Genomic DNA, 20,732 nt, shown 5'->3' on the forward strand with positions numbered 1-20,732 from the left:
ATTTACCTTTGTTGACTAATTTAATGAATCAAGCTATGAGAACAGTACTTTTATTTTTTGCTTTATTTTTTGCAAATTTCGCCTTTGCACAAGAGCTTGAGGATAGAGATGACTCTTTTATTATAGAAAATAATAAAAACCTATTCAAAATAGACATTAAAGAACCTTTTATGCAAATTGCAGTAAAGTGTAATGATTTTAAGCCGGCTGCTTTTGAAGGAGGAGCTTCAGCATACAAAGAGATCCTAAGCAAATATATGTATACCTATCTGAATGCAGATTTTTATACGCTGAGCGGGGACTTTACATTTACCTTGATTATCGATGAAACAGGAAAAGTGATTGATGCGGTAGGAACTCCAAAAGTTTTGCATAGTGAAGCTTTCTTTGATGATATGCAATATGTAGTGAGAAGAATCAAAAGAAATTGGAAACCTGCCACCTGTAACGGACAACCTGTAAAATCTGAAATGAAAGTTAAAATGAACTTCTCTTCTGTGTCAATAGATATGTAAAACTAAATCATGAATAAAAAACTACTAACCACTTTCTTACTATTATTCAACAACGATATAATAAGCTTGAGAAAAGCAATTATAATTTTACTCCTGTTTTTTGGGATTGTAGGATATTCCCAAGAATCACAAGCTCCGAAAGAAGCTACAACGACTTCCCAAAATGCAGAATTTCCGGGTGGTGATGAGGCTTTTGCTAAAGAGTTCCTACAAATGATTCATTCCTATATCGATTTGGGAAAATATGCAGTAAACGGAAAATTTGTTTTTGTTTTTGACGTGAATACAAGCGGCAAAGTGGAAAACCTTGATGTGCTTCCAAAAGTAAAGAATAGTGATATGTTTATTGATGATATGAAATTTGCTATTAAAAAAGTAAAAAAGAAATGGAAGCCTGCAATGAAAGATGGTCAGCCTGTAATTTCCAAGAAGATCATCAAAATTAACTTTACATCAGATCATTTTGATCACGGAGATTAATTACATCCTGATCATAAAGTAGGATAGGCAAGTGAAAAATAATAGGTCATCAGAGGTATATTGTGAACCCTGGATTTATTCAGTTATTGACTATCCAAGCTTTAATATTAATTTCATGAGCATATTTTCGAGAATGAAGAAAGTGTAAAAACCCGCTCCGGGTGCTAATATTCCCATAAAAAAGAGGGTTGAACCTCCTGTAGATTTTTCAGTAACATTTACAGAAAGATAGTCCGGCCATTCTGTCACAATATTTTGTATCTTTGCAGACTCATCTGTTCGTAGTTTAAAATTCACGGAAAGAATCCTTGTGTTTTAATCCCGAACCTTAAATTGATTATTGTGCAGGAAAAATATATAGACGAAACAAAACAGGGCGAAGCATTTGCTATTGCCGAAAGGCCTGAAAATTCTAAAAAGCTGTTTTTAGAAAGCTATGGTTGCCAGATGAACTTCTCTGATTCCGAAATTGTAGCATCTATCCTTAACGAACAAGGGTATAATACCACAATGAAAGTTGAAGAAGCAGATCTGATCCTGTTAAATACATGTTCTATTCGTGAAAAAGCAGAACAGACGGTAAGAATGCGTCTTTCCCAATTCAAGAATCTCAAAAAAGAAAAACCGAATATGACGGTAGGAGTTCTTGGATGTATGGCAGAAAGACTGAAGACTAAATTTTTAGAAGAAGAACAACTGGTTGATCTTGTAGTGGGGCCAGATGCTTATAGAGATTTACCTAACCTGCTGAAGGAAACGGATGATGGCAGAGATGCAATCAATGTAATCCTTTCCAAAGAAGAAACTTATGCGGATATCAATCCTGTTCGTTTAGGTGGAAACGGAGTTACCGCTTTTGTAACGATTACCAGAGGTTGTGATAATATGTGCACATTCTGTGTAGTGCCATTTACCAGAGGTAGAGAAAGAAGTCGTGATCCACATTCCATTATCGAAGAATGTAAAGACCTTGCCAATAGTGGGTATAAAGAAATTACCCTTTTAGGACAAAACGTAGACTCTTACCTATGGTATGGAGGCGGGCCTAAAAAAGACTTTGCCAAAGCTTCTGAAATGCAGAAGGCAACTGCCGTTAATTTTGCTCAGTTGCTTGATCTTGTGGCTAAAGCTGTTCCGGAAATGAGAATCAGATTCTCAACATCAAACCCTCAGGATATGAGTCTTGATGTATTCAAAATGATGGCGAAGCACGATAACATCTGTAAATATGTACACCTTCCCGTTCAGAGTGGTAGCAATAATATGCTGGAAGCGATGAACAGACAACATACCCGTGAAGAATATCTTGAGCTCATTAAAAAAGCAAAAGAAATTGTTCCGGAAGTCGCTTTCTCTCAGGATATGATCGTTGGGTTCTGTAATGAATCTGAAGAAGATCACCAGGATACCCTAAGTCTGATGAAAGAAGTAGAATATGACTATGGTTATATGTTTGCTTATTCGGAAAGACCAGGAACTCCTGCACACAAAAAGATGGAAGATAATATTCCGGCTGATGTGAAACAGAGACGACTTGCTGAGGTCATCGCACTTCAGGGAGAGCTTTCCCGAATGAGAATGAAGTCTTATGTAGGAAGAATGCATAAAATTCTGATTGAGGGAACTTCCAAGAAAAACGAAAATCAATGGAAGGGAAGAAACTCTCAGAATGCCGTTTGTGTCTTTGATAAGTCTGAAGGACAACAAATAGGTGACATTGTGGAGGTTTTTGTGTATGATAACACACAAGGCACACTTTTAGGAAGAATCACAGAATAAACGTAAGTTTTGAAGGCGGTCTCTCTTTTTGCCCTGTTTGCCTTTACTCTGATTTCCTGTCAGACAGATAAAAAAGTGAGTAAATATCCGGATACTGTGGGAGATATAACTTTTGATGAAAAGTTGGATGAAGCAGGTTTTAAGAAATGTGGAGCATTAAAAGATAAACCTTTTAGCCCTCAATATTATAATGTATCCCAACAGTTTGATTATAAAGGAGAAAAGATCGTTATTGAAGAAAAACTTAAAAAAGAAAATATATTTTCAGAAAAAAAGATCAACGGTTATATTACCGTAAGATTTTTAGTAAATTGTGAAGGAAAGGCAGGCATGTTCAGACTCAAGCATCTGGATTCGGATTTGAAGGATCTCCCTTTAGATGGAGAATTGGAAAATAGGCTGCTAAAATTCACAAAATCATTAAATGGCTGGATGCCGAAAGAGATAGAAGGTTTAAAAGTAGATTACTATCAGTATTTAACCTATAAAATTGAAGATGGAAAAGTTTCAGAGGTATTACCTTAGCTTTTTGTTACTTATAGTGTACACCAATACTATTGCACAGGTTAACTGTAACGCAATAGAGGGTGAGGACTGTAAAAAAGCTTGTGAACTACACAATCAAGCTTCAGATTTACAGGGCTTCCGAGTATCTCAGGAAGGTTTTGACAGAGCCATAGAACTTTGTCCGGACTTCTCCAATGCTTACATGGAGAAAGCAGTGCCTTATCTCAAAAACGGAGATTTTGCAACCTGGAAAATACTGATTGATAAAGCTGTTTCTTTAGATCCTAAAAAACATTTGGGATATAGAGGATGGTGCAATTTTCAGTTTTTAAGAGACTATAAAGGAGCTATTCTAGATCTGGAAGAGCTTAAAAAATATTATCCGGAAGACCTAGGAAGGTCGCAAAACGGAGATTATAACCTGGATGTAGTGAAAGCTATGTCCTATAGTGCTTTAGGACAGAAACAAAAGGCTGTCGGAATTATCGAAAGACTGCTTGCTACAAGAGGCTATGTAAAGGGAATGTTTGATCATTACCAGCTTGGCGTAACCTATTTTGAGCTGGGACGATATGATAAAGCCCTGGAGAATTTTGAAAAACAAAGCAAAGAATACGACTTTGCCGAGAACATATACTTTAAAAGTAAAGTTTCTAAGATCAGAAACAAAGATTATTTAGATTTAAAAACGTTAGCCTTAAAAACGTATGATGACGGAAAGACCATGAAAGATGGATACACTCATCATTTTAACAAAGTCTACAGACAACAGATTGAAGAACTGTAGAATATTAAATCAATAATCAAAAATTTACTTATGAGCAACGAGCTACAAAACATAAAAAACCGCTTCGGAATTATCGGGAATTTTCCGGCACTCAACAGAGCCCTGGAAAAATCGATACAGGTTGCCCCTACAGATATCTCTGTCCTTGTGATGGGAGAGAGTGGAGTAGGAAAAGAATTTATCCCGAAGATCATTCATTCAGAATCCAGAAGAAAACACCAGCCTTATATCGTAGTCAATTGTGGAGCGATTCCCGAAGGAACTATTGATTCAGAATTATTTGGACATGAAAAAGGAGCCTTTACAGGAGCTACAGCTACCAGAAAAGGATATTTTGAGGTGGCAGACGGTGGTACTATCTTTTTGGATGAGGTAGGAGAACTTCCATTACAAACTCAGGTTCGTCTTTTAAGAGTTCTGGAAAGTGGAGAATTTATGAAAGTAGGATCTTCGCAGGTACAAAAAACCAATGTAAGAATTGTAGCGGCTACCAACGTTAATATGATGAAAGCTATTCATGACGGAAGATTCCGAGAGGATTTATATTACCGTTTGAATACCGTTCAGATCGATATGCCGCCTTTAAGAGAAAGAAAAGGAGACATTCATTTACTGTTCAGGAAATTTGCCATAGACTTTGCAGAAAAATACAGAATGCCTGAATTGGAATTGGAGCAGAGTGCCGTTCATTACATAGAAAATTACCCTTTTCCGGGGAACGTCCGCCAGCTGAGAAATCTTGTGGAGCAGATGACGGTTGTGGAAAGAAACAGAAATATCACTGCTGAAAAACTTGCAGAATATATCCCGATGGAAACCCATCTTCCGATGGTCGTAAATAATCAGAGTACTCCCAAATCCAATGATTTCGGAAGTGAAAGAGAAATCATGTATAAGATACTCTTTGATATGCGAAACGATATTAATGATTTAAAATCCTTAACTTCGGAATTAATAAAGAACAGGGGAACTGCAGATCTGAGCAATCACGAGAAAAATCTGATCAACAGAATCTATACTCCAGAAACTCAGCCACAAGTAAGCTCCGGATCCTTGCTGTATTTTGAAAATAATAATGAAGCACCGGTAGTACAGACTCCGACTATTATTTCAAGCCCGGAGGATAGCTATGAAGATATTGAGGATATTGAAATAGAAGAAAACAGACCAGAATCTCTTTCTCTTCAGAATAATGAAAAAGATTTGATTATCAAAGCTTTGGAAAAGCATAAAGGAAGAAGAAACAGAGCGGCAGATGAATTGGGAATTTCACAAAGAACTTTATATAGAAAAATAAAACAGTATAATCTGGAAGATTAGTAAACACAATAAGGCATGAATGTAAATTTAAAACCTAAACCGATCAATTTTAAATTCGGGGAATATATTAACAAAGGAGTCGAACTTTTAAAGAAAGATTTTGGAAACATACTTGTTGCATTTTTATTGTGCATGGTAATGGCAATTATTCCTTTTTGCGGTTTGGTGGCTATGGGGAATATGTATAAGTATCTTCAAAAATTGAATAGAAACCAGCCAGCCAGCCCAGGTGATATTTTCGATTTTAAAGATATTATGCCCTACCTTAAATTGCAGTTAATTATTTTTGGAGGGATTTTTGTCATTTACATTCCATTGATGATTGTATTGATTTTAACGGGAGCATTATCCCAAGATAGAAATGATGCAGGGCCACTTGCTATGATTTTTGTTATTCCTTACGTAATTTTTATCATGGTTGCAGTTTATTATTTTGCATTAAAAGCCTTCTATATGGTTCCGTTAATCAGTCTGAAAGGGATTAAAGACTTGAAAACAGCATGGAATATTTCAAAAGTAATGACTCGAGGGAATCTTATTGCAATTCTTCTTTTCTCACTTGTAGTAGGCCTTTTGGCTCAGATTGGAATTCTTGCGTGTGGGATTGGAATTATTCTTACTATTCCATTTACATATACTGCGAATTACTTTGCTTATGAAGATGCTATTCAGCAAATAGAGCATGATGAAATCACTGAAATTGGATCTAAAAATGAATTTTAAAATTAAAAATATCAGTCTGAAACAACCATTATTGATGATGGTACTTTTGGCTTTGCTGGGAGTATTGAAATCATGTTATAGTTTTACCGGATCATCTCTTACAGATGAAAAAACGGTTCAGATCAACGAATTTCCCAATAATGCCCCTCTTGTAAACCCTGCATTGTCTCAGCAGTTTTCAACAGATATTCAGAACAGATTTTTACAGAGAACCACTCTGAAAGGAACAAAATCAAATCCTGATATTTTAATAGAAGGAGAAATTACAGACTATTCCATTGCACCTACTACGATCAGCTCCACTACGCAGACTAACCCCTCTGGAGGAGTGATACAGCAGGCTCAAAATAAACTTACAATTACGGTAAAAGTACATTATGAAAATAAAGTACACCCAGAATCCAGTTTTGACAGAACCTATTCCGATGAGGCTACTTTTAACAGCAGCTTGTCACAAAGTGATATCGAAAGTCAGCAGGTGAAAATTGTGAATGAAAGAATTATTAACAAGATTTTTAACGACATTGTAGCGAATTGGTAAGATGAATCCCAGAGTTTTAGAATTAATAAAAAATCCGAAAAATATTCAGTCAGAAGACCTAGGACTTTTGAAGGAAGAGATTCACGCATTTCCCTATATCCAAAATATCAGGGCACTTCACTTGTATGGAGTACATCTGTATGAAAAAGAAAATTATCAGAAAGAACTTTCAGTAACAGCGGCTTATACCACTGATAAAAAAATTCTTTATCAACTGATAAATGGGAAAATTCAGCAGGAAGTAAAACCGGAAGTAATTGAAGATAAACCATCTGTAATAGCTGCTGAAAAGCCAGTCAGATATAACTATAATGTTAAAGGTTTCCCGATAAAAAGAGACGAAACATCTCCAGCTTCGGAAAAAACCGAGACTGAAGAAAAGGAAGCATGCATAGTAGACACAGCCCAGGAGGTAAAACATCTTTATGTAAACGGAGAACGAAATAGAATTCTGTTCGAAGGAGAAGAAAATTTCCTTGATGAGACTAATTCTGAAACAATTGATCTTGAATCTACAATAGAATCAGGAACTTTGGTTACTCAGAAAAATGAACCTGAAGGTATTGAGCATGTTCAACAGGAATCAGATGAAGCACAACAGCAGGAAATAGAAGAAAATGCTGGTGAAGACTTTACTCCGGAGGTGGTCATTAGCGAAGAGCAGGTTGCTTCAGAAGAGGTAGAGGAAACTGTTGGAGAAGCAGAGCATCTAAGCTTTGAGGAAACAGAATCTATATTGCCGGAAACAAATATTGAAGAAAATATAGGTGAAGAACCAACAGAGGATGCAGAAGCTATTGCTAATGAAGAGATCCCTGTTTCTGAAATTGAAGAAGAGATCGCAGCAGAACCGGATGCTGAGCTAAGTTTCCATGGAACAGACGCATTCTTGCCGGACGTTAAAATTCAAGCCAATACTGAAGAGGTTACTGAAATTGTTGATATTCCTACTCTCAATGTAAATAAACATGAAGAGGAAATGAGACGACTGATCGAGGAGGTTGAGAAGAAAATGAAGGAAACTAAATCTGCTCCGCAAGAGGAACAGAAAGAGCCGGAACCTGCTGAAGATCACGAAATAAGCTTCGCAGAGACTCAAAGTTTTCATTTCTGGTCAACTGATCAGGAAAACTCAAATCAGCAGGAAGAGACCAAAGAAAAAGATGAAGAAGTACAGGACGAAGTAGCTGAACATACAGAACCGGAAATTGAAGCTTCAGCAGAAAAAGTTGTAGAAGAATCAGTTCCTGAAGTTCAGACTGCATGGAAACCAATGAGCCTTGAGTCTAATATGCCTGATTCTTTGATCAAGAAACCTGTAGAAACAGTGGTGTCTGTAAGCAATACTCCTATCAAAGAAGAAGTTCCTTCAGTAGAAACTATAGAATCTGTTAATGAGCCTGAAGCAATTGAGGAAGCTCCTGTTGTAGAAGACGTTCAGGTATCATCAGAAGAACAATCCGAAAACGCTGAGAAAATACAAGAAACTCTTGAAGCCGGTCAGAAAGAAGAAGTTCCGGTAATGAATGTTTCTTTCTTTGGTACAGATATTTCGAGCCTGAAAGTTGGTGAATCAAAGAAGGAAGATAAAGAAGAGCCTGTAAAAGAAGAACCGATGAAGGAAGCCGTAGTGGAAAGTACTCCTCAATCTTCAATCGATAGTAATGTTCCCGGATTTATCAATACATGGCAAAGCTGGTTGAAAATAGGCAGAACAGACGAAGTTGAAAAAGAAAAAGAAGAGATCAAAGAAAAGGCGATCGAAACCTTTATTGAAAATAATCCAAGAATCAGTCAGTTAAAAGAAGAAAGTACTTACGTTGTCAAAGAGAAAAATGACGATATTTCCCACTTAATGACGGAAACGTTGGCCAATCTTTATTTTGAACAGAAATTATATTCTAAAGCCATTAAAGCATTTGAAATACTGATCAAAAAACATCCGGAAAAGAAAGATTATTTCCAGACCAGAATTAAAGAGATCAAAGACTTTAGAAGTAAAAACTAAAATATAAAAAGGTACAGCTGTAAAAACTGTACCTTTTTTATTGTATTAGCTTGATGGAGCCTTTTTACCCCGAAGTTTTCTCCACGCTTTCCGTCCATAGATAATCACCAGAAACAATAAACCAATGGCCAGAATAGCGGCAATAATAGGTGCTACCATGGCAAGGATGGCCATAATACCAGCTCCTGCCGTTTCCGTAGTTCCTACTACGGAGTTTCCAAGCCCGCCTGTTGTTGCTGTAGAAGCAGCCCGTATTCCGGCAAAGCCGGTGCTTATGGTAGCTGCCGTTCCTCCACCGGCAATCAATGCCAGTGCCCACTGTGGAAAAGTTCCCAAATCCGCAAACTGACTGGCAAATAAGACTGAACCCGCTACAGTTGCCAAAGGAACAGAAACGGTATCCAATAAATGATCAACGAAAGGAATATAGTACGCAAGAATCTCAACCACAGTTGCAATTCCTGTTGTAATGAGTGCAGGTAAGCCTGCCAGCCATTCAAAATTTTCATTCATCGGAATCCAGTGAAAATAGGAAGCAAGGCTTACAGCAAACATAGGAAGGAAAACCCTGAAGCCTGTAGCTGCAGATAATCCGATGCCAATGAATGCACTAATGACATACGAGAGATAGGGAACTTGATCCAACATATTAATTTTCAGATTTATTGTTTCCTATAAAATTACAAAAAGTATGTGAGATGTTGTAAAGTTGAGGCGAAGGATTTTTAAGATTGAAATAAGGCATGACATTACCCGTAAAGGTAAAAAACTGCTTAATCAGTGAAATCTGCGTGAGAAAGCAAAGAAGTTAGCAATTATATCAAAAATCACTTTTTCTGTGCCTCACAAAGCTTAATAAACTGTGCTTCCACATCCTGAAATTTTGGAGGCATTTCAGAAGAAACCCAGAACAGCATGGCCATAGTCTTTTCTCCAAAAGCTTCCTTAAATAAGCTCTTATTTAATCGGTAGCACTCTCTTAATAATCTTTTGATACGGTTTCTGTGAACCGCTCTTTTAAAATATCTTTTAGAAACAGAAACTCCCAGTTTTCCATTTTCTACCGGAAGAGTGGGCTTATCTTTTAAAATAATAATTCTCAGATTTCCGGAAGTTCTCCACTTACCTTTTTCAAAAAGTAAACTGATCTCTGTGTTTTTTTTGAGCTTTTCCGCTCTGGGATATTGGGAATTCTGCATTAATCTTTTTTCACTAAATAATTAATCACTTCAGCAGCAGCATATAAACCGAAAATAGCTGGAATAAAGCTGATGGTACCATAAAATGATTTTTTGAAGTTGCTTCCATCAGTCATTTTCAGACTCTCTTCCTTTTGAATTTCATTGGAAAATACACATCGAATGCCTTTATTGATTTTTTCCTTTTTCAATCTTTTTCTTACCTGTTTAGCAAGGAAGCAGTTGTGGGTTTTACTGATGTCTCTTACCATTACCATGCTTGGATCCATTTTTCCGCCAGCGCCCATAGAGCTGACGATTTTGATCTTCCTCCTTCTTGCTGCCTTTATCAGACATATTTTTGGTGTTACACTATCGATGCAGTCAAGAACATAATCAAACTTTCCTGAATCAAGAACTTCATCCATTCTTTCCGGATTTAAAAATTCGTTGATTTTAATGAGGTTAAGCTCTGGATTGATGTCAAGTAGTCTTTCTGCAACCACTTCCACCTTATGTTGTCCTACCGTTGAACGTAAGGCAGGAAGCTGTCTGTTAATATTCGTAATGTCTACCGTGTCACCATCTACAATCGTCATATTTCCCACACCAGCTCTTGCTAGGAATTCTGCTGCAAAAGAACCTACTCCGCCCAGTCCTACTATCAGGAGGTTTGCTTTAATCAGCTTTTCCAATCCTTCTTCCTTCACCAAAAGTTCCGTTCTTTCCAGCCAGTATTTATCCATTTCTTATCGTGTGTAAATTTTCTAAAATTTGTTCGTTGAGATCATCCAAAGAAATTCCTTTTATTTCCGAAACTTTTAAGTACAATTCCTCGATCTTAAAATCTTCATTGTCTGTTTCTAAAAAGAATCTATCCAGTGGAGTGTTTTTTAAAATATCCTGCAAAGATAAATTATACAAAACAGCTTTTCCAAAACTCAGATAAAAATTATTGGCCAGAAGATCTCCCGCAATTTGCCTTTTTTTATTAAAACCATGAATAATCATGGGTTGTCCCGCCTTTTTTTTAAAGGAAATTACTTCATAAAATTTTCTGACACAATGTACAATAATAGGCTTTTTTACTTCATTGGAAATATGAATCTGTTTTAAAAAAACTTCTTCCTGAATTTTCTGATCAGTTGAAACAAGAGAATCGAGACCACATTCTCCAATGGCAAAACAATTCTGAAACATCATACTTTTCACCCAGTTCAACTGGTGTTCAATATTATCAGCATCAATATCATTGGGATGTATTCCTATTGAATAGGGGAAGTCTGGCGGGATTTGTTCAATATCCAGATTATAAATTCCGTCTCTGATATATTTTTTATGGTGGTGAAAATCAAAAAATTCCATAACCAAAAATACTACTATTTCGAATTAATATAAAATTATTAAACGATCGTTTATAAATGTGTTAAAAATTTCTTAACTTTACTCAAAGTACACTTTATGAAAAAAAAATTTACTGAAAAACAGATTCACATACTGGATATTGCAGAAGAATTAATTGCAAAGAAAGGGTACGAGGGAACTTCTGTAAGGGATATTTGCTCCAAAGCGAATATCAATGTCGCTATGATCTCCTATTACTTCGGTTCTAAGGAGAAAATGATGTCTTATCTCTATCAGTATAGGGTATTGAAGACCAGGGAAAACTTTTCAGAATTTGCTGATACGATTAAAGAAGGAAAACCGGAAATGCAGATGCGTGAAATGATAAAGTATATCGTTTCCCAACTGTTTAAATATAATTATTTTCATGGGTTTGTTACCCAGGAACTCCGTCATACAGAAAATCTAAAAGACGAATTGCTGGATTTTTATCAGTTGTTTGTAAAGAAACTGGATGAAGTCATTAAAAAAGGTGTTGCTTCCGGAGTATTTACCTTTACCCCAAAGCCGGAAGATATTCTTACCATGATTATCGGTTCTACCTTATTTGTGATCCGAAATAAAAACTTTTATGAACTTTACGTACCTAGTAAAAACGAAGAAGCCTATGCAAAAGAGGCCGAAAAAAAAGTGAGAATGAATCTTTTATTAAGTGTTTTTGCAATTTTGGGATACGCTGCAGACTAAAATTACGTTAAATATTCATAAAAAAAAATCTATTGACAAAAAAGTTATATTTTTGCAAATTAGTAAATCGGCTGTATAATCCGAAAACTGTTGAACTTTTTATATGAAAAAATATATTTTAGGTCTTTTTGCTGTAGCAGTGATCGCATCATGTGTTAGCCAGCAGGAAAGAGCAATGAAGAGTGCTGATAAAGATTTTATCTTAAAAGCTGCCAATGAAAACTTCGCTAAGAAAAAGTGGAAAAATGCATTGGCTCTTTATGACAGACTTGCAAACCTTGTAGCAGGAACGGATGATTTTCCTAATGTAGGTTTCAATACAGCTTACGCAAACTATTATGATAAGAGTTATAAACTGGCAGGACACCAGTTTAAAAACTTTGCGGTAAACTTTCCAAAAGATCCAAGAGCTGAAGAAGCTGCTTATATGTCGGCATTATGCTACTATGAGGGATCTATGGATTACAACCTGGATCAATCAAGTACAGAATTAGCAATTAATGAGCTTCAGGATTTCCTGAACAATTATCCAAATTCAGAAAGATCTAAGAATATTACTCAGCTTATTGATGAGTTGTCGTATAAATTAGAATTTAAAGCGTACGAAAACGGGAGACAATACTTTAGAATGGGTGATTACAAAGCTGTAAATGTAGCATTGGAAAACGTATTAGAAGACTTCCCGGGAACAAAACTTCGTCCGAAAATTTATGATTATATCATGAAGTCTCGTTATGAATTGGCTCTAAAGTCTGTTTATAACCTTAAAGATGAGCGTATTGAAAGTGCTTTAACCTATGTGAAAATGGTTGAAAAAGAAATGCCTAATACGGAAAACGCTAAGACTGCAGCTGATTTAAGAGTAAAACTGGAAAAAGAGAAAGCAAATTTTGTAGTGGTTAAAAAAGAAACCGAAGCAAGAATTGCATCCCTAACTGCCAGACAAAAGAAAGAAGCAGATAAGCTTGCCAACCAGAATAAAACTGAGCAACAGATCAAAGATCAGATTAGCAACGAAAAGCAAGCAAAGCAGATGCAGAGGGATAGTGCGGCACTTAAGACCCCTCCACCTGCAGCGACTTTCAAAATTAAAAGATAATTCGTAAATTTGCCATCTTAAAATAAAAATAATTTTCTCAAAATGAGTGTAAAAGATACAAAAGCAGAAGTAAATACTATTACTTACGACAAAGATAAGATTGAAGATAAAGTAGGTTCAATCTACGAAGCTATTGTTATCATGGGAAAGAGAGCAGAGCAAATCAATGCGGAGATCCGTACGGAGCTTCACAACAAATTGGATGAATTTGCTGTTCACAATTCTACATTAGAAGAGGTTTTCGAAAACAGAGAACAGATTGAGATCTCTAAGCATTACGAAAAACTTCCAAAGCCAACTTCAATTGCGATTGAAGAATGGTTAAATGAAGACGTATATTTTAGAAAAACAGAAGAAAGAAAGTAATTTTCTGTCTTTTTTATAAACAAAGGTCATAAAAGAATTAATTTTCTTTTATGACCTTTGCTGTTTTAAACCCTGATTGTGGGAAAAAATAAGTATTTTAGTATTTCAAAAAATTAAAGCTAAATGAGTGTTTCCGGTAAAAAGATCCTTATTGCCGTTTCTGGAGGAATTGCAGCCTATAAAGTTCACTTTCTGATAAGAGACTTTATAAAAAAAGGAGCCGAAGTACAGGTGATTATGACCCCAGATGCAGAACATTTTGTAACTAAATTAAGCTTAGCTACATTATCAAAGAAACCTGTTTATTCCGACTTCTATGGAGATAATGGAACCTGGAATAGCCATGTGGAAATGGCTTTATGGGCAGATGTAATGATCGTAGCTCCGTGTACGGCTAATACTTTGTCTAAAATGATTCATGGAATGTGTGATAACCTTGTTATTGCAACGTATATGTCTGCAAAATGTCCGGTATTTATTGCCCCTGCAATGGATCTGGATATGTATGCACATCCTTCCACGAAGAAGAATTTAGAACAGGCAGAAGGTTACGGACATATTATTATTCCAGCCGAAAATGGAGAGCTGGCAAGTGGTCTGATTGGACAAGGAAGGATGGCTGAGCCAACCACCATTTTTGGAGCTGTTGAAAGCTACATTTCAAGTCACTCTGCTGATAAAAGCCTTGAAGGTAAAACTGTTTTAATCACTGCCGGGCCTACTTATGAGGCTATTGATCCGGTAAGGTTCATAGGGAATCATTCTTCAGGGAAAATGGGATTCTCTTTGGCAGAAGAAGCTTCTAAAAGAGGCGCAAAAGTGATTCTGATCTCAGGGCCAAGTACACAAACTCTTCAGGATAAAAAGATAGAATTACATAAAGTTACTTCTGCAAAAGAAATGTTGGCTAAAGTATTTGAATTCTATGACAGAATAGACATAGGAATTGCAAGTGCTGCAGTTGCCGATTATGCACCAAAGGATGTCGCTAAGGAAAAAATCAAGAAAAATGATGATAACCTTACCATTGAATTGGTGAAAAATCCTGATATCCTTAAAACAATGGGTGAAAAGAAAACCCATCAGTTTTTAGTAGGATTTGCTTTGGAAACTCAGAATGAAGAAGAAAATGCCAAAGGAAAACTGGAAAAGAAAAACCTTGATATGATTGTCTTAAACTCTTTACGCGATGAAGGAGCAGGGTTTAAAAACGATACCAATAAAATTAGAATATTCACCAAGACAGAGAAAAAAGAATTTGACCTGAAATCGAAAGGCGAAGTGGCAAAAGATATTCTCAATTTTGTTGAATCTCAGCTTTTAAAATAATTTTAATAAATTTCCGTTTTCAATTTTTAATAGACAATGAAATCGTCAGAACTTATAAAGGCAATATCCATGGGGATAGTACGATTACATAGGACATTTAAAAAACAATAAGCATCTCTATATGAAAAAAATTATAAGTTTATTTTTTCTGTTATTTATCTTTAATCTTGGTTTCTCCCAGGAGTTGTTGGCCAATGTGGTGGTAAATTCTCAAAATATAGGGGGAAGTAACAAGCAGGCTTTTAAAGCGTTGGAGAAAAGTCTTAGAGACTTTATCAACAACACAAGCTGGACAGGTAAGAAATTGCAGAATTTTGAAAAGATAAAATGTAATTTTTCCATTGTCATTGCTGAAAGAGATGTAAACAAATTTAAAGGTAATATTGTTGTTCAGGCAGTACGTCCGGTATTTAATACAACCTATGAATCTCCTTTGTTGAATTTTCAGGATCAAAGATTTGCCTTTGAATATATTGAGAACGAAAACCTTATTTTCAACGAAAGACAGTTTTCCGGAAAGAACCTTACAGATGTCATCAGTTTTTATATTTATCTTATTTTGGGGTATGATGGGGACAGTTTCCAGTCTATGGGGGGAACCCCATGGTTTTCAAAAGCTCAGCAGATTGCCCAAAACTCACAAAACAGAAACTATGAAGGCTGGAATACCATTAATGAACCAAGAAGCCGTTCTATCTTGATCAATGAAATTATGAATCCCAATTGGAGTCAATTGAGATCTACCATATACACTTACCACAGATCCGGAATGGACAACCTGTTCAACCAGGATCAAATTCCTGCCAAAAAAGTGATTTTTGATGCATTGATGCAGCTTAAAATGTATGAAAATACATTCCAGCAAGGAACTTTCTTTAATCTTTTTATGGATACTAAGAGCGATGAGATCTTCAATGTTTTCAATTCAGGAAGTAATGGTGGACTTATTCTTAACGATCTCAAGCAAAATATGATGATTCTTGCTCCCAAACATACTGATAGTAAATGGAGTAAATGGAAGAGCTAAAGATTGATAAAGAGAATATCGAACAGATTATTGATAAAACCCTCAGTTTTTGGATAGAGCATAAACTCAACCAACTTCCATGTGATATCGAAGATAAAATGCTTGCTCCGGTTCAGCCTGATGAAGAATGGAAGTTCTGGATTCCCATTGAAAGTACCGTTACTGATACTGAACTTCAGGAGCTGGAAACAGAAACCGGGTTTGTTTTTCCTGAAGATTTTAAAATATTCCTGAAATACAAGCATTTTTATGAACTTCAGATCGCAGAAGTTTCCTTTTGCTCACATCCTCTGAGCACATGGAGAGCCTGTTTGCGTGAAATGATGTTTGATACCTATCCAAAAGAATTTCTTTTTGATAAAGGATATGTACCCTTTGCCATATACAGTGACTGGGGGTTACTGTGTTTTGATACCCATAACAATAATACGATTGTTCGTTGGGATCATGAAATTGAGGATTCTTTTGAGTATCAATACAAAAACTTCCATGAGCTGTTGACCGAAATTTCAAAAGCATAGATCTCTATATTTTATAGCTTTCTTTCATTTCTGTTTTCGTTAAAAAAACTTATTTTTACAATCAATATTAATATCTGATAAAAACACGGATCATCCATGCTTTCAAGAATTTACATTAAGAATTTTGCCCTTATCGATACCCTTGATGTATCGTTGCATAACGGTCTTCAGGTAATTACCGGAGAAACCGGAGCTGGAAAATCCATTATTTTGGGTGCATTGCGACTTATCCTGGGGGAAAGAGCCGATGTAAAATCAATCTCAAAAGCAGAAGAAAAAAGCATTGTTGAAACGGAATTTGCACTGAACAATCAATTCAAGAAATTTTTCATTGAAAACGATCTTGATTATGAATTGCAAACTATTATCAGAAGAGAAATATTGCCCTCAGGGAAATCCCGGGCATTTATTAATGATGTTCCGGTGACATTAGATATTCTTAAAGAGCTTTCTTCTCAGCTAATTGATATCCATTCTCAATTTGAAACATCCAATCTTTTTACTTCAGAATATCAGTTTAAAATTATTGATGGTCTTTCTGGAAACAAAAAGATGATAGAAGATTATCAGCAGGAATTTTCAGAATTTCAGAATCTGAAAGTATTGCTTAAAAAGCTTAAAACACAACTTTCGGAAGCTAATAAAGAAAGTGATTATAAAGAATTCTTACTCAATGAGCTTGAAGAATTAAAACTGGATGATGTAGATTACGAAGATATTCAGAATCAGTTATCTATTCAGGAAAATGCAGGGATGATCTCAGAGAATGTTGGTCAGATCCTTTCCAGGTTCCATCAGGAAGAAATCGGAATTCTTTCATTTTTCAATGAAGCAAAAGCTAAGCTTTCCAGAATTGCCGGTATTTCAACCAGTTTTGCAGAGCTGGATCAAAGGCTTGAAACTTCATTTGTAGAGTTGAAAGATATTATTTCTGAATTGGAACATGAAGCCGAGAAATTGGAGATCAATCCTGAAAATCTTCTTGTTCTTACTGAGTTGAATAACAAGATCAATGCTTTATTCCTTAAACATAATGTTTCGGATCTTCCTGAACTGATTGAGATCAGAAATGAATTGGCTGGCGATCAGAAAGGAGCTTCAGAACTTGAAGCTCAAATTGTTGAAACTGAAGATAGTATTTCTAAGAAAGAAAAGTCACTTCAGATTCTTGCCGAAAAACTTTCTAAAAACAGAAAAAAGAATGTTCCTGTTTTCATCAAAAAAGCAGAAGGACTTTTGAAAAAGCTAGGTCTTGAAAAAGCCAGAGTAGATATAGAATTAGTAGATACAGAAGAATTTAATCAATTTGGAAAAGAAAGTATTCAGCTTTTATTCCAGGCAAATTCAGGATTTCCTTTGAAACCTATTCAGACAGCCATTTCCGGAGGAGAAAGATCAAGGGTAATGTTGGCGGTAAAAAAGATTATTGCAGAAAGTGACGAATTACCAACATTGATTTTAGACGAAATTGATACCGGAGTTTCAGGAAAAGTAGCCGAAGAAATTGGAAACCTTATGCGCGAAATGTCTGAAGATATGCAGCTTATTGTTATTTCTCACCTGGCGCAGGTAGCAGCTAAAGGAAACGATAATTATAAAGTGGTAAAACAGGATATTGCAGGGAAAACCCAATCTACCATCATTCCTTTAAGTGATGAAGAGAAGCTGAATGAAATTGCTCAGTTGCTTTCAGGAAGTAAGATTACTGAAGCAGCACTTGCTCAAGCTAAAGAACTTATTGGCTAAAAAGCCAATAAAAAAGAGACTGCCTTTTGGAACAGTCTCTATATATTTTGAAAGCTAAGTTTTCTTATTTTAAGAATTTAAGACAGGCTGCATTGACGTTTTTGCCATCCGGGGCAAAAGCATTATTTACAGTTGCATCAGAGCTTATAGCTGCTGGTAGATATTTGGAACCATCATACATCTTCTCAAAAATAAAGTAATCATACCAAACTTCTCCTTTATTGTTTTTGCAGGCAATTGCTGCCATAAATGATTTTTTAATAATTTCACCGTGATCTCCTCTTACAATATAAATTTTCTCGAATGGAAATAGAGCCTTGAGGGCATTGGGTGCATTTTCTTTAAAAGCTACTTTAGCGGCTTTCAGTACTTCGGCTTCCAATTTAGGATCATTTATAACACTTTTAGGAAAACAATCACCTGCCGCTATTTTTATTTCTTTTGGAACGATCATATCAATTTCACCAACAGCAATAGGTTTGTACTCAAAACCTGTGGCATCACCCATCATAACTGGTACCAATTCTACCTTTAATTTGTGAGTTCCGGGAGTTAGCAATTCTTGTTTTTCAAGAAGTGTACGATATATACTTTCACCAAAAAAGTTCTTATCAGTACCATCATTTAATTCCATTCTATAGGTTGGCAATCCTGTCATTGATGTGGGCTCAAAATATTCACCATGGCTTGTTCCGCCAATCATTTTTCCATCAAAATATACCAGGAATGCAATTTTACAACGGCCAAAAGCACTTTTGTTCGCGTTAATTTCTTTAGGTTTTTTGCCGCTTTCTGCCCATTGTATCATCGCGCTGTTGGCCGGAGAATTAGCCATGAATGCTCGGACTGATAAATTATCTCCAAGGGTGTAAGTCTTGATGTATTTAGCTTCAGGAAGTGTGCGATCAAAATCATCGTTTGAAAAACAGACTTCTCCAATATGATTTTGGTATTGTGGAAAGTCAAGCTTTTGTTCAGGGAAGAGCTCCAATTTATCTTTGGACGCTAATTTGTCTTTTAATTTTCCCAGCAATTGAGCATGACAGTTTAATGAGAGGGCTATAAAAGCCCACAAAAACATTTTTTTCATGGATATTAATTTTTTATAATAATGCCACTTTATGTGGATTAATGTTGTAAAAGTAAGTAAAAAATGAGATTGTTTCTGTTAAATTAAAGTGTTGTTTTAGGTAATTAGTAATTCATACTATAATCAATTGAGAAAGCAGGAAATAGCAAAAAGCCACAGAGAAAATCTGTGGCTTCTTGCTATTTAATCTATGTTTCTAAAATTATTTTAAACTACCTACCATATCTTCAGGTTTTACCCATTCATCAAATTGTTCAGCAGTTAAAAGTCCGAGATTAACGGCTTCTTCTTTTAATGTTGTTCCATTTTTATGAGCTGTTTTAGCAATTTTTGCTGCATTTTCATATCCGATATGAGTATTTAAAGCGGTTACGAGCATTAAAGATTTGTCTACAAGCTCTTTAATTCTCTCGTGGTTTGGTTCAATACCTATAGCACAATGATCATTGAATGAAATACATGCATCCGCAATAAGCTGTGCAGATTGAAGGAAGTTGTAAGCCATTACGGGTTTGAAAACATTCAGTTCGTAATTTCCCTGAGTTCCTGCAAATGAAATGGTAGTATCGTTTCCTAGAACCTGAGCACAAACCATTGTCATTGCTTCATTTTGTGTAGGATTTACCTTTCCGGGCATGATAGAAGATCCAGGTTCATTTTCTGGAATATGAATTTCACCGATTCCGGAACGTGGTCCGGAAGCCAATAATCTGATATCCTGAGCTATTTTGTATAAAGAAACCGCAAGCTGTTTTAATGCACCATGGCTTTCAACGATCGCATCGTGGGCAGCCAGTGCTTCAAATTTATTTTCAGCAGTAATAAACGGATGATTGGTAAACTTTGCAATGTATTCCGCAACTTTTACATCATAACCAGCTGGTGTATTCAATCCTGTTCCAACTGCAGTGCCACCCAAAGCTAATTCAGAAAGGTGAGGTAATGTATTTTTTAAAGCTCTTAGTCCAAACTCCAATTGTGCAACATAACCGGAGAATTCCTGTCCTAAAGTCAATGGAGTAGCATCCATCAGGTGAGTTCTTCCGATTTTTACTACATCTTTGAAGGCTTTGGCTTTTTCAGCAAGCGTATTTTTTAACTTTTCAACGGCCGGAATGGTTACTTCCACTACTTTTTTATACGCTGCAATGTGCATGGCAGTAGGGTAGGTATCGTTGGACGACTGAGATTTATTCACATCATCATTCGGATGAATTTCAGATTTCTCGCCCAAAGTTCCGCCGTTATTAACGTGAGCACGGTTGGATACCACTTCATTGACATTCATGTTCGATTGGGTTCCGGAACCGGTCTGCCAGATGACCAAAGGAAATTGATCATTTAGTTTTCCTTCAAGAATTTCATCACAAACTTTCGCGATCATATCTCTTTTTTCAGAGGATAGCACTCCCAAATCAGTATTTGTATAAGCCGCAGCTTTCTTTAAATAAGCAAAAGCTTCAATGATTTCATGAGGCATAGATCCCTCAGGGCCAATTTTGAAATTGTTTCTTGAACGTTCTGTCTGTGCACCCCAAAATTTATCTGCAGGTACCTGCACTTCTCCCATGGTGTCTTTTTCTATTCTGTAATTCATTGTGGTTGAAATTTTATAGTCTTTTTAA

23 protein-coding genes are annotated in these 20,732 nt (G+C 36.0%); 16 read left to right on the forward strand and 7 right to left on the reverse strand.

Annotated features, from left to right (window positions below; all coding sequences use genetic code 11):
* The first annotated feature begins 35 nt into the window (after positions 1–35).
* Positions 36–515, forward strand: a complete 480-nt coding sequence (locus tag GTR01_RS11080; protein ID WP_160137910.1) for an energy transducer TonB — start codon at positions 36–38, stop codon at positions 513–515.
* Between the two features lie 9 nt (positions 516–524).
* Complete coding sequence (locus tag GTR01_RS11085; protein WP_160137911.1) at positions 525–995, forward strand: energy transducer TonB; 471 nt, start codon at positions 525–527, stop codon at positions 993–995.
* 90 nt (positions 996–1,085) lie between these two features.
* Here the strand turns inward: GTR01_RS11085 and GTR01_RS11090 are convergent, their stop codons facing one another.
* Positions 1,086–1,292: a hypothetical protein gene (locus GTR01_RS11090; protein ID WP_160137912.1), complete on the reverse strand. Its 207-nt coding sequence runs from the start codon at positions 1,290–1,292 to the stop codon at positions 1,086–1,088.
* Between the two features lie 45 nt (positions 1,293–1,337).
* On the opposite strand from GTR01_RS11090, the gene miaB reads away from it, so the two are divergent.
* Genes miaB through GTR01_RS11125 form a run of 7 tightly spaced genes read left to right on the forward strand, consistent with a single transcriptional unit; the run spans position 1,338 to position 8,660 of the window.
* Positions 1,338–2,774: a tRNA (N6-isopentenyl adenosine(37)-C2)-methylthiotransferase MiaB gene (gene miaB / locus GTR01_RS11095; protein ID WP_160137913.1), complete on the forward strand. Its 1,437-nt coding sequence runs from the start codon at positions 1,338–1,340 to the stop codon at positions 2,772–2,774.
* 9 nt (positions 2,775–2,783) lie between these two features.
* Positions 2,784–3,299 carry a hypothetical protein gene (locus GTR01_RS11100; RefSeq protein WP_160137914.1) on the forward strand — a complete coding sequence of 172 codons (516 nt, stop codon included), beginning with the start codon at positions 2,784–2,786 and terminating at the stop codon, positions 3,297–3,299.
* Positions 3,271–4,068, forward strand: coding sequence for a tetratricopeptide repeat protein (locus tag GTR01_RS11105; RefSeq protein WP_160137915.1), 798 nt, complete (start codon positions 3,271–3,273; stop codon positions 4,066–4,068). The genes GTR01_RS11100 and GTR01_RS11105 overlap by 29 nt, the downstream gene beginning before the upstream one ends.
* Before the next feature lie 30 nt (positions 4,069–4,098).
* Positions 4,099–5,388, forward strand: coding sequence for a sigma-54 interaction domain-containing protein (locus tag GTR01_RS11110; RefSeq protein WP_160137916.1), 1,290 nt, complete (start codon positions 4,099–4,101; stop codon positions 5,386–5,388).
* A gap of 15 nt (positions 5,389–5,403) precedes the next feature.
* Positions 5,404–6,111 (forward strand): hypothetical protein, encoded by a 708-nt coding sequence (locus GTR01_RS11115; protein ID WP_160137917.1) that lies wholly within the window; start codon positions 5,404–5,406, stop codon positions 6,109–6,111.
* Positions 6,101–6,652, forward strand: coding sequence for an LptE family protein (locus GTR01_RS11120; protein ID WP_160137918.1), 552 nt, complete (start codon positions 6,101–6,103; stop codon positions 6,650–6,652). Before GTR01_RS11115 ends, GTR01_RS11120 begins: the two co-directional genes overlap by 11 nt.
* A gap of 1 nt (position 6,653) precedes the next feature.
* On the forward strand, positions 6,654–8,660 hold the full coding sequence (locus tag GTR01_RS11125; protein WP_160137919.1) for a tetratricopeptide repeat protein: 2,007 nt from the start codon (positions 6,654–6,656) through the stop codon (positions 8,658–8,660).
* A 45-nt stretch (positions 8,661–8,705) separates the two neighbouring features.
* Here the strand turns inward: GTR01_RS11125 and GTR01_RS11130 are convergent, their stop codons facing one another.
* From GTR01_RS11130 to GTR01_RS11145, 4 genes are all read right to left on the reverse strand, one after another.
* Positions 8,706–9,308, reverse strand: a complete 603-nt coding sequence (locus GTR01_RS11130; protein WP_160137920.1) for a DUF4126 domain-containing protein — start codon at positions 9,306–9,308, stop codon at positions 8,706–8,708.
* 179 nt (positions 9,309–9,487) lie between these two features.
* Positions 9,488–9,859: a ribonuclease P protein component gene (gene rnpA, locus GTR01_RS11135; RefSeq protein WP_160137921.1), complete on the reverse strand. Its 372-nt coding sequence runs from the start codon at positions 9,857–9,859 to the stop codon at positions 9,488–9,490.
* Positions 9,859–10,584 carry a ThiF family adenylyltransferase gene (locus GTR01_RS11140; protein ID WP_160137922.1) on the reverse strand — a complete coding sequence of 242 codons (726 nt, stop codon included), beginning with the start codon at positions 10,582–10,584 and terminating at the stop codon, positions 9,859–9,861. Before GTR01_RS11140 ends, rnpA begins: the two co-directional genes overlap by 1 nt.
* On the reverse strand, positions 10,577–11,203 hold the full coding sequence (locus tag GTR01_RS11145; RefSeq protein WP_160137923.1) for a TatD family hydrolase: 627 nt from the start codon (positions 11,201–11,203) through the stop codon (positions 10,577–10,579). Before GTR01_RS11145 ends, GTR01_RS11140 begins: the two co-directional genes overlap by 8 nt.
* A gap of 96 nt (positions 11,204–11,299) precedes the next feature.
* Here GTR01_RS11145 and GTR01_RS11150 point away from each other — a divergent pair, with 96 nt between their 5' ends.
* The 7 genes from GTR01_RS11150 (at position 11,300) to GTR01_RS11180 (ending at position 18,017) form a co-directional block, all read left to right on the forward strand.
* The gene (locus GTR01_RS11150; RefSeq protein ID WP_066693165.1) at positions 11,300–11,929 is read left to right on the forward strand and encodes a TetR/AcrR family transcriptional regulator; all 630 of its coding nucleotides are present in this window, start codon (positions 11,300–11,302) and stop codon (positions 11,927–11,929) included.
* Positions 11,930–12,032: 103 nt separating this feature from the next.
* Positions 12,033–13,028 (forward strand): outer membrane protein assembly factor BamD, encoded by a 996-nt coding sequence (locus GTR01_RS11155; protein ID WP_160137924.1) that lies wholly within the window; start codon positions 12,033–12,035, stop codon positions 13,026–13,028.
* 42 nt (positions 13,029–13,070) lie between these two features.
* On the forward strand, positions 13,071–13,394 hold the full coding sequence (locus GTR01_RS11160; protein WP_034681463.1) for a DNA-directed RNA polymerase subunit omega: 324 nt from the start codon (positions 13,071–13,073) through the stop codon (positions 13,392–13,394).
* A 123-nt stretch (positions 13,395–13,517) separates the two neighbouring features.
* Positions 13,518–14,723, forward strand: coding sequence for a bifunctional phosphopantothenoylcysteine decarboxylase/phosphopantothenate--cysteine ligase CoaBC (gene coaBC / locus GTR01_RS11165; RefSeq protein WP_160137925.1), 1,206 nt, complete (start codon positions 13,518–13,520; stop codon positions 14,721–14,723).
* A gap of 121 nt (positions 14,724–14,844) precedes the next feature.
* Entirely contained in the window at positions 14,845–15,750 is a 906-nt protein-coding gene (locus tag GTR01_RS11170; protein WP_160137926.1) for a DUF4835 family protein, read from the forward strand.
* The gene (locus GTR01_RS11175; protein WP_160137927.1) at positions 15,738–16,271 is read left to right on the forward strand and encodes an SMI1/KNR4 family protein; all 534 of its coding nucleotides are present in this window, start codon (positions 15,738–15,740) and stop codon (positions 16,269–16,271) included. Before GTR01_RS11170 ends, GTR01_RS11175 begins: the two co-directional genes overlap by 13 nt.
* Positions 16,272–16,367: 96 nt before the next feature.
* Entirely contained in the window at positions 16,368–18,017 is a 1,650-nt protein-coding gene (locus GTR01_RS11180) for a DNA repair protein RecN (RefSeq protein WP_160137928.1), read from the forward strand.
* A gap of 64 nt (positions 18,018–18,081) precedes the next feature.
* Here GTR01_RS11180 and GTR01_RS11185 read toward each other — a convergent pair whose 3' ends face one another.
* Together GTR01_RS11185 and fumC are read right to left on the reverse strand one after the other, a co-directional pair.
* On the reverse strand, positions 18,082–19,107 hold the full coding sequence (locus GTR01_RS11185) for a hypothetical protein (RefSeq protein ID WP_160137929.1): 1,026 nt from the start codon (positions 19,105–19,107) through the stop codon (positions 18,082–18,084).
* Positions 19,108–19,309: 202 nt separating this feature from the next.
* Positions 19,310–20,704 carry a class II fumarate hydratase gene (gene fumC, locus GTR01_RS11190; protein WP_160137930.1) on the reverse strand — a complete coding sequence of 465 codons (1,395 nt, stop codon included), beginning with the start codon at positions 20,702–20,704 and terminating at the stop codon, positions 19,310–19,312.
* Between the last annotated feature and the right edge of the window lie 28 nt (positions 20,705–20,732).

The organism is Chryseobacterium sp. c4a, from assembly GCF_009900745.1.
Classification (GTDB): domain Bacteria; phylum Bacteroidota; class Bacteroidia; order Flavobacteriales; family Weeksellaceae; genus Chryseobacterium.

What these genes read in the sequence shown, in the direction of transcription:
- GTR01_RS11080 (WP_160137910.1), top strand. Translation starts at nt 36, where the DNA reads ATGAGAACAGTACTTTTATTTTTTGCTTTATTTTTTGCAAATTTCGCC.
- GTR01_RS11085 (WP_160137911.1), top strand. Translation starts at nt 525, where the DNA reads ATGAATAAAAAACTACTAACCACTTTCTTACTATTATTCAACAACGAT.
- GTR01_RS11105 (WP_160137915.1), top strand. Translation starts at nt 3,271, where the DNA reads ATGGAAAAGTTTCAGAGGTATTACCTTAGCTTTTTGTTACTTATAGTG.
- GTR01_RS11110 (WP_160137916.1), top strand. Translation starts at nt 4,099, where the DNA reads ATGAGCAACGAGCTACAAAACATAAAAAACCGCTTCGGAATTATCGGG.
- GTR01_RS11115 (WP_160137917.1), top strand. Translation starts at nt 5,404, where the DNA reads ATGAATGTAAATTTAAAACCTAAACCGATCAATTTTAAATTCGGGGAA.
- GTR01_RS11120 (WP_160137918.1), top strand. Translation starts at nt 6,101, where the DNA reads ATGAATTTTAAAATTAAAAATATCAGTCTGAAACAACCATTATTGATG.
- GTR01_RS11125 (WP_160137919.1), top strand. Translation starts at nt 6,654, where the DNA reads ATGAATCCCAGAGTTTTAGAATTAATAAAAAATCCGAAAAATATTCAG.
- GTR01_RS11130 (WP_160137920.1), bottom strand. Translation starts at nt 9,308, where the DNA reads ATGTTGGATCAAGTTCCCTATCTCTCGTATGTCATTAGTGCATTCATT.
- rnpA (WP_160137921.1), bottom strand. Translation starts at nt 9,859, where the DNA reads ATGCAGAATTCCCAATATCCCAGAGCGGAAAAGCTCAAAAAAAACACA.
- GTR01_RS11140 (WP_160137922.1), bottom strand. Translation starts at nt 10,584, where the DNA reads ATGGATAAATACTGGCTGGAAAGAACGGAACTTTTGGTGAAGGAAGAA.
- GTR01_RS11145 (WP_160137923.1), bottom strand. Translation starts at nt 11,203, where the DNA reads ATGGAATTTTTTGATTTTCACCACCATAAAAAATATATCAGAGACGGA.
- GTR01_RS11150 (WP_066693165.1), top strand. Translation starts at nt 11,300, where the DNA reads ATGAAAAAAAAATTTACTGAAAAACAGATTCACATACTGGATATTGCA.
- GTR01_RS11155 (WP_160137924.1), top strand. Translation starts at nt 12,033, where the DNA reads ATGAAAAAATATATTTTAGGTCTTTTTGCTGTAGCAGTGATCGCATCA.
- GTR01_RS11160 (WP_034681463.1), top strand. Translation starts at nt 13,071, where the DNA reads ATGAGTGTAAAAGATACAAAAGCAGAAGTAAATACTATTACTTACGAC.
- coaBC (WP_160137925.1), top strand. Translation starts at nt 13,518, where the DNA reads ATGAGTGTTTCCGGTAAAAAGATCCTTATTGCCGTTTCTGGAGGAATT.
- GTR01_RS11170 (WP_160137926.1), top strand. Translation starts at nt 14,845, where the DNA reads ATGAAAAAAATTATAAGTTTATTTTTTCTGTTATTTATCTTTAATCTT.
- GTR01_RS11175 (WP_160137927.1), top strand. Translation starts at nt 15,738, where the DNA reads ATGGAAGAGCTAAAGATTGATAAAGAGAATATCGAACAGATTATTGAT.
- GTR01_RS11180 (WP_160137928.1), top strand. Translation starts at nt 16,368, where the DNA reads ATGCTTTCAAGAATTTACATTAAGAATTTTGCCCTTATCGATACCCTT.
- GTR01_RS11185 (WP_160137929.1), bottom strand. Translation starts at nt 19,107, where the DNA reads ATGAAAAAAATGTTTTTGTGGGCTTTTATAGCCCTCTCATTAAACTGT.
- fumC (WP_160137930.1), bottom strand. Translation starts at nt 20,704, where the DNA reads ATGAATTACAGAATAGAAAAAGACACCATGGGAGAAGTGCAGGTACCT.